The 15,683-nt window shown below is 58.5% G+C and carries 9 protein-coding genes, 1 tRNA gene and 1 pseudogene; 4 read left to right on the plus strand and 7 right to left on the minus strand.

All coding sequences use genetic code 11. The annotated features are described in order from the left end of the window. Window positions 1-16: 16 nt before the first annotated feature. The 3 genes and pseudogenes from RAZWK3B_RS02630 to RAZWK3B_RS02640 form a co-directional block, all read right to left on the minus strand. A complete protein-coding gene (locus tag RAZWK3B_RS02630) occupies window positions 17-2,035 on the minus strand; it encodes a PAS domain-containing hybrid sensor histidine kinase/response regulator (protein WP_198133233.1) in 2,019 nt (672 codons plus the stop codon). Window positions 2,036-2,172: 137 nt separating this feature from the next. Beyond that, window positions 2,173-2,574: pseudogene (locus tag RAZWK3B_RS02635) on the minus strand (transposase); the annotation flags it as partial. Window positions 2,575-2,683: 109 nt separating this feature from the next. Continuing rightward, complete coding sequence (locus RAZWK3B_RS02640) at window positions 2,684-2,977, minus strand: hypothetical protein (protein WP_007811930.1); 294 nt, start codon at window positions 2,975-2,977, stop codon at window positions 2,684-2,686. Between the two features lie 214 nt (window positions 2,978-3,191). Between RAZWK3B_RS02640 and RAZWK3B_RS20085 the strand changes: the two genes are divergently transcribed. After that, on the plus strand, window positions 3,192-4,157 hold the full coding sequence (locus RAZWK3B_RS20085; protein WP_198133234.1) for a LysR family transcriptional regulator: 966 nt from the start codon (window positions 3,192-3,194) through the stop codon (window positions 4,155-4,157). Window positions 4,158-4,307: 150 nt separating this feature from the next. Here RAZWK3B_RS20085 and RAZWK3B_RS20410 read toward each other — a convergent pair whose 3' ends face one another. After that, a complete protein-coding gene (locus RAZWK3B_RS20410) occupies window positions 4,308-5,051 on the minus strand; it encodes a transposase (RefSeq protein ID WP_353611280.1) in 744 nt (247 codons plus the stop codon). Between the two features lie 376 nt (window positions 5,052-5,427). Next, window positions 5,428-5,513: transfer RNA gene (locus RAZWK3B_RS02655), tRNA-Leu, on the minus strand. Between the two features lie 143 nt (window positions 5,514-5,656). Here RAZWK3B_RS02655 and RAZWK3B_RS02660 point away from each other — a divergent pair. Continuing rightward, window positions 5,657-6,640, plus strand: coding sequence for a complex I NDUFA9 subunit family protein (locus RAZWK3B_RS02660; RefSeq protein ID WP_007811933.1), 984 nt, complete (start codon window positions 5,657-5,659; stop codon window positions 6,638-6,640). A 24-nt stretch (window positions 6,641-6,664) separates the two neighbouring features. Here RAZWK3B_RS02660 and RAZWK3B_RS02665 read toward each other — a convergent pair whose 3' ends face one another. Continuing rightward, the gene (locus RAZWK3B_RS02665) at window positions 6,665-7,468 is read right to left on the minus strand and encodes an undecaprenyl-diphosphate phosphatase (protein WP_007811934.1); all 804 of its coding nucleotides are present in this window, start codon (window positions 7,466-7,468) and stop codon (window positions 6,665-6,667) included. A gap of 218 nt (window positions 7,469-7,686) precedes the next feature. Between RAZWK3B_RS02665 and RAZWK3B_RS02670 the strand changes: the two genes are divergently transcribed. Together RAZWK3B_RS02670 and gltB are read left to right on the plus strand one after the other, a co-directional pair. Beyond that, complete coding sequence (locus RAZWK3B_RS02670) at window positions 7,687-9,120, plus strand: NAD(P)-dependent oxidoreductase (RefSeq protein WP_007811935.1); 1,434 nt, start codon at window positions 7,687-7,689, stop codon at window positions 9,118-9,120. A 175-nt stretch (window positions 9,121-9,295) separates the two neighbouring features. Beyond that, a complete protein-coding gene (gltB, locus tag RAZWK3B_RS02675) occupies window positions 9,296-13,828 on the plus strand; it encodes a glutamate synthase large subunit (RefSeq protein ID WP_007811936.1) in 4,533 nt (1,510 codons plus the stop codon). Window positions 13,829-14,113: 285 nt separating this feature from the next. Here gltB and tnpC read toward each other — a convergent pair whose 3' ends face one another. Continuing rightward, window positions 14,114-15,673, minus strand: coding sequence for an IS66 family transposase (tnpC, locus tag RAZWK3B_RS02680; RefSeq protein WP_007811937.1), 1,560 nt, complete (start codon window positions 15,671-15,673; stop codon window positions 14,114-14,116). Window positions 15,674-15,683 lie beyond the last annotated feature (10 nt).

The following is a 15,683-nucleotide window of genomic DNA, read 5'->3' on the forward strand; positions in this document are numbered from 1 at the left end:
TGAGGTGTCCGTTAGATCAAGTCGCGGGTTCTACAGATAAGACCGCTTCCAGCTCCATAAGCTTGAGTTGCAATACCCGAGCAGTTTCCGCGATGTCCCCACCGGCTGATGCTAGTCCATTTGCTTCAACGTCGTTCACCCAGTTTTCCACATGCTGAAAACCAACCGTCCTCGCTGAGCCCTTCAACGTATGCACCTGTAAAGCGACTTCGGCATAGTCACCGTCGGCCTCCGCTTCTATGATACTGCCAAGGCGTCGGTTGGCGTCTTTCACGAACTTGCGCGCAAGGTCTAATAACCCCTGTGTGCCAAAATCAGGCAAAAGCTTCTCATAGACATCCGATGTTATCACCTGTTGCAGCGTCTCCAGCGCCGTGGCCGAGTTATTCGAGAGTGGTAGGGCCTCTGCGTTGCTCTCCATGCTTCGTAACGCCGGAACCGGCTCTAGGTTCAGCGCTGCTTCCAATTCCCGTTTAAGCGTTTCATATGCAATAGGCTTGGGAAGGATACGTTTGACCCCCAGAAGAACTGCTTGTTTCTCAATGAAGTCTTCTGTGTGTGCTGTAAGTGCCAGAATGGGTGGCAGTTTTTCCTTACCAAATTTTGACTGGATGAAGGATATCGCCTCGAAGCCGTCCATTTCGGGCATTGAGACATCCATCAGCACAAGGTCATATTTGCCAGGTGAAAATTGCTCAATGGCGCTTCGACCGGTTTCGGCAAGGTCGGTTCTCAGGCCCATGCGCTGTGCAAAGGTCAGGAATAACTTTTGGTTGATAATATTGTCTTCTGCCACGAGGACGCGCCGCCCCTCTAGCCCCAAGACCGCCGGCTCATCTGTGGCGAGCGCGTCCACATCTGGACCATCCGTTGGGGTGACATCCAGCTCGAACCAGAAGGTTGTACCCTCCCCCAACTGGCTGTCGACACCGATATCGCCATGCAATTTTTCGACGATGCGCTTGCAAATTGCCAAGCCAAGCCCAGTTCCTTTGGCCGCGGCGCTCAAGGGGTTGTCGATCTGTGAAAAATCCCTGAATAAGTTTGGCCTGTCCGTATCCGAAATTCCTACCCCGAAATCTTCTACTTCAACCCGCAAGCGCCATGTCGCACCCTGTTCACACGCATTTGCGCGGATAATGATTGGACCGTCCTGCGAATAGCGAACCGCGTTGCTAACGAGATTGGAAATCAATTGTCGCAGACGGTTCGCGTCGCCGGCGAAAAAATTCGGAACACTGTTACCGATTTCGACGACAATCTCACGGCCCTGTGCATTGCTCGCGGATTCTGTAAGCACCCTAACAGTATCAATGACATCGCTGATACTGACAGGCTCCTGCTCAAACATCAGAACGCCGGCTTCCATTTTGGAAAAGTCGAGCACATCATCGACGATCCGATTCAGGCTCTTGCCGGCCGTTTTGGCGTAATTCAGGAGTTCTTTTTTTTCGGGGTCGGTTTCGTCAAGCGCCATCAGATCAAGGATACCCAACATCCCGCCAAGAGGGGTGCGTATTTCATGGTTCATCGTTGAGATAAATCGACTGCGCGCGAGTGTTGCTGCTTCTGCTTTTTCAAGCGCGTTTTGCAGAGCGTTCGTTGCGAGTTTGCGATCTTGGATGTCGCGCCCAATCCCCAACATGCCTTGTAAGTCTTGCTGGGCATCAAACAGAGGCGCGGCGTTTGTGTCATGCCACCGCCATGTGCCGTTCGCATGACGAACTCGGTATTCCAATCCTGCCTCTGCTTGTTGGTTGATCACTACTCGTTCAAAAAAACTCTGACAAACAGGCAGATCATCAGGATGAATGACGCTGGAGAAGTGTTGTCCTACCAGCTCGTCCTGCTGGTAGCCAAGCACATTGAGTATACGGGGCGACAGAAACTGGAACGTCCCATCTTGCGACAAGATATAGACGACGTCATTGGCTGTATCGAGAAATGACCGAAACTTTTGCTCACTCTCTCGCAGCTGTTCACGCGTATCGTCAAGCGCTTGCAGCGCTTGTTCAAGCTGCTTTTTCGTATCCAATTGAAGGCCCTTTCGCATCACTCAGACTTTGAGTTTTCAGAGCATCTCAATCCCTTTGCAAGAGGTTTGGGCTCTTACACCGTTGGCTGTCAATATATAGTGAGAAGTGGTCGCGGCAATTTGGACCAGTTGTTAGGCCGGACCACCTGACGAGAAAGACGCATGTCAGCCATGTTTTCCATCCGCGAGATCGTGGGCTGTGAGCACAGCGCCGCCCCGGTCTCAGGGTCACGCTCGAGAGCGAGCTTGAACGCCGGATCGTCGCGCAGATCACCCGCGTCGTTGCCGTCCTCATACCCAGCCGCGATCATCATGATCCGGAACCGGATGATGTCTTCCAGGCTGTGCCGCACCTTGCCGGGTTCACGCGGATCCGGGAGGCACTTTGCGACCAAACCCGCCAGATCGGCCCGGCGTTCGACCTCCCTCAAAAGCGTCAGATCGGCATCGGAGCTCATATCCGCGCCGTCAAAATTGAGCAGGACGGGCTTGCTATTCACAGGTGACAAAGCGGGTTTGGTGGAGGTAGACTGAGCCATGGTTAGGGGCCCTGCCTTTGAAACTGGAATTTCTGGCTTCGAAAACCGAAAAAATACCTGCCTTCAAAATCTTACGCTACCCTCACCACATCTTCGTGAATTATCTGGGCTAAGAAACCACGCTCAGTTTTGCCTTCTGAAACGTGTCCATAAGATCATCGTCCTCCACCAGCATATACTCACCGTTGGCGCCGGGATGGGCTGCGATGAATCCCTTGTCTTCCAGAGCTTGCACCGCCCGATATTGTGTGGCGCGCGAGACATTCGAAAGAATTGGATGTTGCACAACATCCTTGGTCCTGAACCAAGTTTTCAAGGCGGAAAGATCAACCGCAGCCGCCAACGCGTCCAATTCAACGGCAGACATGTCGGCCAATCCAAGCTCCGCTTCAAGACTGCGCATTGCTATTCTGAATCGGCACGCCAACATTAGAAGATTTTTACTCATATTGCAGGTCACATTCCATGATCAAACTTAACAGTCGTATTCCAAGCAAATTCAGGCTCCCTCCGAATGTAACTCGACATCAAACTATCATCGGCGCTGGTGTGCTGTTTGCAGATAGCAAGTTTTTGGGTATTCTAGAAATTGTAGATTTTCAGATATACGTATGCACATGATGAATACCTACCGACGATCTGAACTTGGCTTACTGGTAGTTCTGGTAGCGATTGCTGACACTGGGTCCGTTTCCGCTGCGGCAGAAAGGATGTCGTTGTCGCAACCGACTGTCAGCCATGCTCTGCGGCGCTTGCGCGATATTACTGGCGACCAATTATTCGAACTTATCGGCCGACAGATGGTTCCGACAGCTGTAGCCACTCAGATGATAGATGAGGCTCGACTTGTCGTGGAAGGTGCCAATGCCTTGCTGCGACCAAGGGCGTTCGATCCGACGGCCAATTCGCCCACCTGGAAAATTGGGGTGTCCGATTATTCGCTTCTGGCGCTTGGAGCTCAAATCCTCGATCGTCTCAGCGCGATAAATCAGGCGGCTCGTATCGAGTTTACTCCGTTAGGGCCGCACACCCTCGACGATCTGCTCGCATTAAAGACCGATTTTGCTTTTTATGGGGACATCGTCGACCCCCGCATTTCCCCACCGATCGTGGCAGTCGAATTGTTCAAGGACAAATATGTTGGAGTTATGTGCCGCTCACATCCGCTAGCCAAAACAACCCGGTCAGATGCTATTAGCCTTGATGACTGGCTTCAATATAATCACATCGGATTTACCAGCGCCACGCCTGGTGTCAGCAGCATAAATCAAGCACTGTTAAAGCTTGGCCTTAAACGAACAATTGGTCTCACATCCCCCAGTCATCAGATGAACCTTAAACTTCTTAGTGGAACAACCATGCTGCTCTGCTTGCCTGAACGCTTGGTACATTTAGTTAACAAAAAGGCTTTTATCACGTTCCACTTACCAATTCATGTGGAACCTTATCCATACTATATTCTTCACCACGAAAGGCTGTATGCAAATCCAGCCCTGCAATTTATGAGAGATATAATCCATGATGTGTGCGACCATAACCTTTCCAGTGAGCTGGAGCCGATCACTAACCCGGATAATTCATGACGCAGGTTTCATTGGAGGTAAGCCGCTGTTTTGCGCGAGCATGCGATAACGAGCGCGAGCACAATCGGCGTCCGGGTTTTCACGGTGGACACGTTGTCATCTTGGGCTTTTGGGCTTCTGTTTCAGTCCGAACGGGGCGCGATGTCTGCGTCACGTTGGGTGTGGCGGGGCCAGCGCGTCGAACAGCAGTCGGACAAGGCTTTGGCGGGGGCATGATGCCGGCAGCGTGATGATGATCCGGGTTTTCTTCTCGACGATGGTGGCGGCCAGTTTTATCAGGTGCAGCCTCAACGTGTCGGACTGGCGTGCCGCCATGGGGAGCGCTTTGGACAGGCCGCGAGCGCTCTCCACCACAGACAGTAGGCGCACCCGTGCCATGAGCCGCATCTGATTAGCACTGGCCTTCGAGCACGATGTCCGGTCCGAGGCGAGATGGCTCTTCCAGCCCTTGATGTGGTTCTCGGCCTGCCCACGGGCGGAGTAGAGTTTCTCGTAAAGGTGCTTGCCGCGTGGGCCCATCAGATTGGTCACGATGAAGCGGGTGTCGCGTCCCATGGGGCCGACTTCGACCCGGGCGATGACACGACGGTCTGTGGACCAGGACCGGGCCGCATAAGAGAAGGATTTGAACCGGCGCAGTTTCTGACCTAACGTCCGGATGTAGCGCGCCGCTGGCGACACCTCGAGCGCCGAGATATTCTGCGCCAGACGGCCGTTCTTCGACAGACCGAACACATAGCGCAGCCCGAGCCTTTCACACAGGTCCAGAACCTCCGGGGTGCAGTAATGGCTATCCGCCCGCAGCAAGATTTCCGTCTCGAGCCAATGCCTTGCAATCTGCCGGATCAACCGAGTTACGTGGACCGCGCTTTCGGCGGGGATGTCCCGGTTGATGTTGAGCTATGAATGAAGGGTGGCGTTGCTTTCTCTGAGCCTTAGGCTCGGGGTATTCAAACCGAAAGGAAAGCAACACCACGAAGAAGACTACGACATCGCAGGTGGCTCTGGCCACCCAGAATGATCTGCGCGGCGCCGTAGTCGGTGCTTGGGAGGTGGTTGGACAGAGCTTTGACCAGTTCTGCCTGCTTGCCGGGGTTTCCAGTTCTTGACCTTCGTGGAACTGTGGCGACGTGGCGGCTTGATGCTGGGTGTATTTACAAATCTTCAATTCAAGGCACTCATCAACAACCAAAAGGGGGATAATTAGGCGGATGCTCTAAACGCCCACAATCTTTTTTCTTATATAAGTCATATACTTGGGTGGTTTATGTGGTGCCCAGGAGAGGACTCGAACCTCCACGTCCATACGGACACTAGCACCTGAAGCTAGCGCGTCTACCATTCCGCCACCTGGGCAGGTGTCGTGAGGCCGCCGTTTAGACCCGTGACCATCGCGTGTCAACGGCGATTTTCATGGAACGCTGGCAATCCCCATATGCCCTTGTTCAAAACACTGCAGACCTTTAGGAAGATGGGAAATTCAAGCGGGAGTTCCTCAGATGTCGAAACTCGTGACGATCTATGGCGGATCGGGATTCGTTGGCCGCTATATCGCGCGGCGTCTGGCCAAGGCGGGCTGGCGGGTTCGCGTTGCGGTGCGGCGTCCGAACGAGGCCATGCATGTCAAACCTTATGGCGTGGTCGGGCAGGTGGAGCCGGTTTTCTGCAATATCCGCGACGATGCCAGCGTGCGCGCCGTGATGAATGGCGCAGATGCCGTGGTCAATTGCGTTGGCACCTTCGATCGCAAGGGGCGCAACAACTTTGATGCGGTCCAGCATCAGGGCGCGGCCCGCATCGCGCGGATCGCCGCAGATGAGGGTGTTGCGCGGATGGTGCATATTTCGGCCATTGGCGCCGATCCCGAGTCTGCCAGTGTTTATGCCCAGACCAAGGCCAAGGGCGAGCGGGCGATCCTGCAGGCGATGCCCGATGCCGTGATTCTGAGACCTTCGGTGATTTTCGGGCCGGAAGACGCATTCTTCAACCGGTTCGCGGGCATGACCCGGTTCAGCCCGGTTCTTCCGGTTGTCGGGGCCGAAACAAGGTTTCAGCCCGTCTATGTGGATGATGTGGCCCATGCGGCAGCGATGGCCGTCGAGGGCAAGGCCAGCCCCGGAATTTACGAGCTTGGCGGTCCGGATGTGAGCACGTTCCGCGCGTTGATGGAAGAAATGCTCGGGGTGATCCGCCGCCGGCGCTTGATCGTGAACATTCCGTTCCGCATGGCCACGATCATGGCTGGCGCGATGGAGATCGGCGAAACGCTGAGCCTTGGTCTTGTGCCGCCGCAGATCACCCGCGACCAAGTGCGCAGTCTTCGGGTCGATAACGTGGTGTCCGAGGGGGCGCGCGGCTTTGCCGATCTGGGGATCAAGCCCACTGCGACCGAAGCTGTTCTGCCCGATTACCTGTGGCGGTTCCGGCCCGCCGGGCAGTATGACGCGATCAAGGAATCCGCAAAGAACCTGCGCCCGCATTGAGCGAGACCGCCTGCGTTCCGCTGGTCACGTATAGGCGATGACCAGCAGGACAACGCCCAGAACGATGCGATAGATCACATAAGGCGTGTAGCTGACGCTGCGCAAAAGCCGCATCATCAGGCTGAGCGCTAGAAGGGCCGCAACACAGGCAAGTACTGCTGCGATGAGGGCATCTCTCAGGATCGCGGTATCGGCCTTCAGCAGCGATTCGAAGCCAAGAAGAGCCCCGCTGGCCGCGATCGTCGGGATCGACATCAGCATCGCCAGCTTGGCCGAGTCGCGGCGGTTATATCCCATGAAGCGCGCGCCGGTGATGGTGATGCCCGCGCGCGATGTGCCGGGTATCAGGGCGACCGCCTGCCAGACGCCCATCACCATTGCATCCTGAAGGGACCAGTCGCGATCAGTCTTGTGTGTCGCACCGGCCTGATCGGCCCAGTAAAGCAGCAGGCCGAACAGCAACATCGCCCAGCCGATCACCGTGATCGAGCGCATCTCGGCGTCTAGTCCTGTCATGTGAAGCACCAACCCGAAGGCGACGACCGGGACAGAGGCAACCACCAGAAGCAGCGCAAGCCGCGCGCCCTCGGTATCGGTTTTGCCGGTTATCAACCGAGGCACGCCAAGGATGGCACCGCGGATATCGGCCCAGAAATACATCATCACGGCGACCAGCGTGCCCACATGAACGGCCACATCGATGGTTTGTCCCTGATCTTCGAGCCCGGCGAGGTTCGGTAACAGAATCAGATGAGCAGAGGACGAAACCGGCAGAAACTCGGTCAGGCCCTGGATCACGGCGACAAGAAACAGGTGGAGTAATGGCATAGGCCAATTCCCGTGAGTCAATTGGTACAACCTATAAACCATTGAGATTCGGAGAAAAGCGAGCATTTAGGTCCGAATCGGAAATAAAATTCCGATAAATTGCCGCGGCGCAGCACTCTGGGCTGAGAATTATTTGATAATAGGTAACGCGTTATGACTTTTATTTTGTCTCGGCTTGGATTAGACATGCGCGACCGAGAAAAACCGGAGTTTCTGACGTGGCCAAGCAACCGATGCTGAAATTCGTGACCGTCGAACGTGACATGCCCGAAAAGCGGGGTGCCGAGGCGCGTCGTGAGGATTTTCATGAAATCTACGCGGAATACGCCGATGCGAAGGCCAAGGAGCAAGCCAGCCGGTGCAGTCAGTGCGGTGTGCCCTATTGTCAGACCCATTGTCCGCTGCACAACAACATCCCCGACTGGCTGCGTCTTACGGCGGAGGGGCGGTTGCAGGAGGCGTATCAGGTCAGTCAGGCGACCAACACGTTTCCTGAGATTTGTGGACGCATCTGTCCGCAGGATCGGTTGTGCGAAGGCAATTGCGTGATCGAACAATCGGGGCATGGGACGGTGACGATTGGCGCCGTGGAGAAATACATTACCGATACAGCTTGGGAAGAAGGCTGGGTCGAGCCGATTGCGCCGGCACAGGAACGTGCTGATTCCGTTGGGATAATCGGCGCTGGCCCCGGTGGTCTGGCGGCGGCGGATGTGCTGCGCAGGGCCGGGGTGCAGGTGACGGTCTATGATCGTTACGACCGCGGTGGCGGGTTGCTGACCTATGGGATCCCCGGCTTCAAGCTGGAGAAGGATGTGGTCATGCGCCGGATGGAGCAGCTGGAGCAGGGCGGGGTCGAGTTTGTGCTCAACTGCGACGTGGGCAAGGACATCCAGTTTGAGGAAATTCGTAACAAACACAACGCGGTAGTGATCGCCACGGGGGTCTACAAGAGCCGCGATCTTCAGGGGCCGGGGTCAGGTGCCAAGGGCATCGTGAAGGCGCTGGATTATCTGACGGCGAGCAACCGGCTGTGCTTTGGCGACAAGGTGCCGGAGATCGAAAGCGGCGAGTTGAATGCCGAAGGCAAACGAGTTGTTGTGATTGGTGGCGGTGATACCGCTATGGATTGTGTGCGCACGGCGATCCGGCAAGGGGCCACATCGGTCAAGTGCCTGTATCGGCGGGACCGCGAAAACATGCCGGGCAGTCAGCGCGAAGTGCAGAATGCCGAGGAAGAAGGTGTGGAATTTCTGTGGCTTAGCGCGCCCAAGGGCTTTGCGGGCGACCCCGTTACAGCGGTGAAGGTGCAGCAGATGCGGCTGGGTCAGCCGGATGCCACGGGACGCCAGAGCCCTGAGCCGATCGAGGGTGCGGAGCATGAAGAGCCTGCCGATCTGGTCATCAAGGCGCTGGGCTTTGAGCCGGAAGAGCTGCCAACCCTTTGGAATCAAGAGGAATTGGCGGTCACGCGCTGGGGCACCATCAAGGCGGATTTCACTACGGGTCAGACCTCGATGCCGGGTGTTTTCGCGGTGGGCGACATCGTGCGCGGTGCGTCGCTGGTTGTCTGGGCGATCCGCGATGGGCGCGATTCCGCAGCGGCGATTCTGGATCATCTGAACGCCGCGCAATCGGTCGCAGCCGAGTGAGAGATGCGTAGGGTTCGTACGAATCCTACGCCGGTTTCGTACCAAAGAACGGCCCGTTTCGCCGATTTGTGTACACAACGGATTTGACGGTGGATGTGACGGTACGCCGGAGCACCACAAGACAGGATACAGGGCAGCAGCCCTGACCCACCGGATGAAGGAAGGGTTAACGGAAATGACGAAGCTGGATCAAAACTGGAAGGCCGAAGAAGAGGCCAAGCGCAACTGGCTGGCCGAGAACGGCATGTACAGCCACGACGAGGAGCATTCCTCGTGCGGGGTCGGTCTGGTGGTGTCGATTGACGGCAAGCCGAGCCGCAAGGTCGTGCAGGCCGGGATCGATGCGCTCAAGGCGATCTGGCATCGCGGTGCGGTGGATGCGGATGGCAAGACCGGCGATGGCGCGGGTATCCATGTGCAGATCCCGGTGCCGTTCTTCTATGACCAGATTCGGCGCACCGGGCATGAGCCGCACGAAGACAAGCTGATGGCGGTTGGTCAGGTGTTCCTGCCGCGCACCGATTTCAACGCGCAGGAAACCTGCCGGACCATCGTGGAAACCGAAGTGCTGCGCATGGGCCATCATATCTATGGCTGGCGGCATGTGCCGGTCGATGTGAACTGCCTTGGCGAAAAGGCCAATGCGACGCGGCCCGAAATCGAACAGATCCTGATCTCGAACGCCAAGGGCATCGAGGAAGAAGAGTTCGAGCGCGAGCTTTATGTGATTCGCCGCCGGATCGAGAAGGCCGCGACTGCCGAGGGCATCGGCGAGATGTATATCGCCTCGCTGTCGTGCCGGAGCATCATCTACAAGGGGATGATGCTGGCGGAACAGGTGGCGGAGTTCTATCCCGACCTGCAGGATGAGCGCTTCAAATCGGCCTTCGCGATCTATCACCAGCGCTATTCGACGAACACCTTCCCGCAATGGTGGCTGGCGCAGCCGTTCCGGATGCTGGCCCATAACGGTGAGATCAACACGCTCAAGGGCAACGTCAACTGGATGAAAAGCCATGAGATCCGCATGGCCAGCAGCGCCTTTGGCGACATGGCCGAGGATATCAAGCCGATCATTCCGGGCGGGTCTTCGGATTCGGCGGCGCTTGATTCGGTGTTCGAGGTGCTGGTGCGCGCCGGGCGCAACGCGCCGATGGCCAAGACGATGCTGGTGCCGGAAAGCTGGTCGAAGCAAGCCGAGGAGCTGCCGCAGGCGTGGCGCGACATGTATTCCTACTGCAACTCGGTGATGGAGCCGTGGGATGGCCCCGCAGCACTGGCGATGACCGATGGGCGCTGGGTCTGTGCCGGGCTGGACCGCAACGGGCTGCGCCCGATGCGGTATGTGGTGACGGGCGATGGTCTGGTGATCGCCGGCTCGGAGACCGGGATGGTGCCGATCGACGAGGCCACGGTGAAGGAAAAGGGCGCGCTTGGGCCGGGGCAGTTGCTGGCTGTCGATATGGTCGAGGGCAAGCTCTATCACGACACCGCGATCAAGGACAAACTGGCCCATGCACAGCCGTTCGGCGAATGGGTCGGCAAGATCAAGGATCTGGATGATGTGCTGGGCAGCGTGACGGAAAAGCCGCTGTTCGGCGGGGGCGAGCTGCGCAAGCGGCAATATGCGGCCGGTTATTCGGTGGAAGAGATCGAGACGATCCTTGCGCCGATGGCCGAGGACGCGAAAGAGGCCGTGGCCAGCATGGGCGACGATACGCCCAGTGCCGTGCTGTCGACCAAGTATCGCCCGCTGAGCCATTATTTCCGGCAGAACTTCAGCCAGGTGACCAACCCGCCGATTGACAGTTTGCGCGAATACCGGGTCATGAGCCTCAAGACGCGGTTCGGGAACCTGAAGAACGTGTTGGACGAATCCAGCGCGCAGACCGAGATTCTGGTTCTGGAAAGCCCGTTCATCGGCAATGCGCAATGGTCCGAGCTGATGCGCGAGTTCGACGGCGACGTGACTGAGATCGATTGCTCGTTCGAGCCGGGCAAGGGTGCGCTGCAAGCCGGTCTGGAGCGGATCCGGGCCGAGGCCGAGGATGCCGTGCGCAGCGGATCGGGGCATATCCTGCTGACCGATCAGCATCTAAACGAAAGCCGCGTCGGGATGCCGATGATCCTTGCGACCAGTGCGGTGCATTCGCATCTGACGCGCAAGGGCTTGCGGACCTTCTGTTCGCTCAATGTGCGGTCGGCGGAATGTATCGACCCGCATTATTTTGCCGTGCTGATCGGGGCGGGCGCCACCGTGGTCAACGCTTACCTTGCCGAGGACACGCTGGCGGACCGGATCGAGCGGGGGCTTCTGGATGGCACGCTCACCGAGGCGGTGGCGCGGTATCGCGAGGCGATCGATCTGGGTATTCTCAAGATCATGTCGAAGATGGGGATCTCGGTGATCTCGTCCTATCGCGGGGGTCTGAACTTCGAGGCGGTTGGTCTGAGCCGGGCGATGTGCAACGAGTATTTCCCCGGGCTGACCAGCCGGATCAGCGGGATCGGTGTGAGCGGGATTCAGGCCAAGCTGGAGGCGATCCACGCCGAGGCGTTCCGCGGCGGCAAGGATGTGCTGCCGATCGGTGGCTTCTACAAGATGCGCAAATCGGGCGAGACCCATGCCTGGGGCGCGCAGACGATGCACATGATGCAGATGGCCTGCAACAAGGCGTCCTATGCGCTGTGGCAGCAGTATTCCAAGGCGATGCAGGCGAATCCGCCGATCCATCTGCGCGATCTGATGGCGATCAAGCCGCTGGGCGAGCCTGTGCCGCTGGAGCAGGTGGAAAGCGTCACCGCGATCCGCAAGCGGTTTGTCACGCCGGGGATGAGCCTTGGCGCGCTGAGCCCCGAGGCGCACAAGACGCTGAACGTGGCGATGAACCGGATCGGGGCGCGCAGCGACAGTGGCGAGGGCGGGGAAGATCCCGCGCATTTCGTGCCGGAGCCGAATGGCGACAACCCGAGCGCCAAGATCAAGCAGGTGGCGTCGGGCCGGTTCGGGGTGACGGCGGAGTACCTCAACCAGTGCGAAGAGCTGGAAATCAAGGTGGCCCAGGGTGCCAAGCCCGGTGAGGGCGGCCAGTTGCCGGGGATGAAGGTCACCGCGCTGATCGCAAGGCTGCGGCATTCGACGCCGGGGGTGACGCTGATTTCGCCGCCGCCGCATCACGACATCTATTCGATCGAGGATCTGGCGCAGCTGATCTATGACCTCAAGCAGATCAACCCTCAGGTGAAGGTCTGTGTGAAGCTGGTGGCGCAGTCGGGTGTGGGCACGATCGCGGCGGGTGTCGCCAAGGCGAAGGCCGACGTGATCCTGATCTCGGGGCATAACGGCGGCACGGGGGCCAGCCCCGCGACGTCGATCAAATATGCCGGTCTGCCGTGGGAGATGGGCATCACCGAGGCGCATCAGGTTCTGAGCATGAACAAGCTGCGCGACCGGATCACGCTGCGGACCGATGGCGGGCTGCGCACGGGCCGGGATATCGTGATGGCGGCGATGATGGGGGCCGAGGAATACGGCATCGGCACCGCCGCGCTGATCGCGATGGGCTGTATCATGGTGCGTCAGTGCCAGTCGAACACCTGCCCGGTCGGTGTTTGTACGCAGGACGAGAGCCTGCGCGCCAAGTTCACCGGCAATGCCGACAAGGTGGTGAACCTGATTACCTTCTATGCGCAGGAAGTGCGGGAATTGCTGGCGAGCATCGGTGCGAGATCGCTGGATGAGGTGATTGGCCGGGCGGATCTCTTGACGCAGGTCAGCCGGGGGTCGGCGCATCTGGATGATCTGGATCTGAACCCGATGCTGATCACCGTGGATGGCGCCAAGGACATCACCTATGACCGCAACAAGCCGCGCAACCCGGTGCCCGATACGCTGGATGCCGAGATCGTGCGGGATGCGGCGCGGTTCCTGAACGACGGCGAGAAGATGCAGCTGCATTACGCGGTGCAGAACACGCATCGGACGGTGGGCACGCGGGTGTCGAGCCATATCGTGCGGAATTTCGGGATGCGCAACAGCCTGCAGCCCGATCACCTGACCGTCAAGCTGACCGGCAGCGCGGGGCAGAGCCTTGGGGCGTTTGCCGCGCCGGGGCTGAAGCTGGAAGTGTCGGGCGATGCCAATGACTATGTGGGCAAGGGCCTGTCGGGCGGCACGATCGTGGTGCGCCCGCCGATGGCCAGCCCGCTGGTTGCCGCCGATAATACGATCATCGGCAACACCGTGCTTTATGGGGCGACAAACGGCTATCTTTTCGCCGCCGGTCGCGCCGGAGAGCGGTTCGCGGTGCGCAACTCGGGCGCGAAAGTGGTGGTCGAGGGCTGTGGCAGCAACGGGTGTGAATACATGACCGGCGGTGTCGCGGTGATCCTTGGGCCGGTCGGGGCCAACTTCGGCGCCGGGATGACCGGGGGGATGGCGTATCTCTATGATCCCGAGGGTCTGGCCGATACGCTCATCAACATGGAAACGGTCGTCACCTGCCGGGTGAGCACGGATCACTGGATGGCGGAACTGGAAGCGCTGGTGCGCCGCCATGCCGAGGAGACGGGCAGCCGCAAGGCCAAGGACATCCTGCAATATTGGGATGTGGAAAAGGCCAAGTTCCTGCAGGTCTGCCCGACCGAGATGCTCAACAAGCTGGAGCATCCGCTGGGGATCGAGGACACGGCCGTTCCGGCAGAGTGATCCGGGTTCGTGAATTGTGAAAAGGCCCCCTTGATCGGGGGTCTTTTTGTTGGGGCGGGGCAAGGTGTGGCTAAGGTCTTTGGCGGACTGACTTGCGTTTTGGAGGAGCGGTTTGGGGGACGAAGGGTGAATTCGCTGCAAAGCAACGCGCTTAAATCCCTCAGACGGCAGATTTGCCGTACATGCGCGGAGGAACCAATATTGAAGTATCCGGCTGTAAATGCGAACTTCGTTGAGCAGATGCTGAGGAATAACAGTAAGCGTTCGCTGGACAACACTGACGGCTTAGCTTGACGGCTTGAAGTTCCACGGTAGCAAGTATTCGATATGGTTTTGCGGGTGGCCATTGGCGATCGCTGTGAGGGTTGCCTTGAGATAGGCGAAGGGCTCGACGCCGTTGATTTTGCAGGTTTCGATGAGCGAGGCAATGCGGCCCCAAGCGATGCCGCCCTCGTCGTGACCCGCGAAGAGTGAGTTCTTGCGGTTCAAAGCGATCGGTCGGATCATGTTTTCGACGCGGTTGTTGTCGATCTCGACGCGACCATCAGCCAAGAAGGTCTGCAGCCCGTCCCAGTGATTGTGGATGTAAGTCAGCTTTTCGCCCAAGCGGGATTTGGCAGAGACCTTGCGTCGCTCAGCCTGCAGCCAATCACCGAAGGCCGCGACCAGTGGAGCGCTGTGGGTCTGGCGGGCAGACAATCGCTGGCCGGGGGAGATGCCACGAATGTCAGCTTCTACGGCATAGATCCCGGCGATGCGGCGCAGGCCTTCGGCGGCGATCTCTGATCTATCGCGGTCAAAGACTTCGTTCAGTTTGCGCCGGGCATGGGCCCAGCAATGGGCCACGCGAATGGGATTGCCGCCCTTGCGGGTAGGCTTGGTCAGCCGGTTGTAGCCCTGGTATCCGTCGATCTGAAGGATGCCATCAAAGCCTGTCAGGAATGTTTCGGCATTCTGGCCCGCGCGCCCGGGGGCATAGAAGTAGACCACGCCTGGCGGGTCCTCACCGCCCCATGGTCGGTCATCGCGGGCCAGTGCCCAGAGATACCCGGTTTTGGTTTTGCCGCGCCCTGGGTCCAGCACCGGGGCCGTGGTTTCATCCATGAACAGCTTGCTGGATCGCTTCAGATGGTCGGTCAGCCGGTCGACGACGGGCTTGAGATGGAACGCCGCCTTACCCACCCAATCGGCCAGCACAGCGCGGTGCAGATCAAGACCCGCCCGCGCCAGAATCTGGCTTTGGCGGTATAGTGGCAGGTGGTCGGCATATTTGCTGACCAGCACATGGGCGATGGTCGCCTCGGTCGGCAGGCCGCCCATGATCAGATGCGATGGTGCGGGGGCTTGGGTCACGCCGTCGGTGCAGGTCCGGCAGGCGTATTTCGGGCGCACGGTGACGATGACGCGCAACTGCGCTGGCACGATATCCAGCCGCTCGCTGCGGTCTTCACCGATCTTGTGCATGACGCCACAGCCACAAGGGCAAATCAGGCTCTCGGGTTCGATGACCTCTTCGATGCGGGGCAATGCTGTCGGCAGATTGCCGATGGTGCGCTTCGGCGCAGGCTTGGTTGTCGTCTTGTCACCTGACCTGTCAGCCAGATGTTCCTTCTGCACCTCGACCTCTGCCAGTGCGATGGACAGATCCTCGAACGCCAGCTGTCGCTCATCCTCGGTCAGCTTTTCCGACCGCTTCCCATGCAGGGCATGGTTCAACTCGGCGATCAGGTGCTCTTGCCGTTGGGTTATTTCTGTGAGCGCCGCTACCTTTTCCATCAACGCCAGAACCGCCGCGCGTTGCGCAGCCGGGATAGCGGAAAGATCAAGTTGCGGGGCAGTTTGCATAGGCCATAGC

Origin of the sequence: Roseobacter sp. AzwK-3b (assembly GCF_000170875.1) — a bacterium.
Classification (GTDB): domain Bacteria; phylum Pseudomonadota; class Alphaproteobacteria; order Rhodobacterales; family Rhodobacteraceae; genus Roseovarius; species Roseovarius litoreus.

Excerpts from the sequence above, each read along its gene's own strand:
- RAZWK3B_RS02640 (WP_007811930.1), bottom strand. The coding sequence starts at position 2,977 with ATGCGCAGTCTTGAAGCGGAGCTTGGATTGGCCGACATGTCTGCCGTT.
- RAZWK3B_RS20085 (WP_198133234.1), top strand. The coding sequence starts at position 3,192 with ATGATGAATACCTACCGACGATCTGAACTTGGCTTACTGGTAGTTCTG.
- RAZWK3B_RS02660 (WP_007811933.1), top strand. The coding sequence starts at position 5,657 with ATGTCGAAACTCGTGACGATCTATGGCGGATCGGGATTCGTTGGCCGC.
- RAZWK3B_RS02665 (WP_007811934.1), bottom strand. The coding sequence starts at position 7,468 with ATGCCATTACTCCACCTGTTTCTTGTCGCCGTGATCCAGGGCCTGACC.
- gltB (WP_007811936.1), top strand. The coding sequence starts at position 9,296 with ATGACGAAGCTGGATCAAAACTGGAAGGCCGAAGAAGAGGCCAAGCGC.
- tnpC (WP_007811937.1), bottom strand. The coding sequence starts at position 15,673 with ATGCAAACTGCCCCGCAACTTGATCTTTCCGCTATCCCGGCTGCGCAA.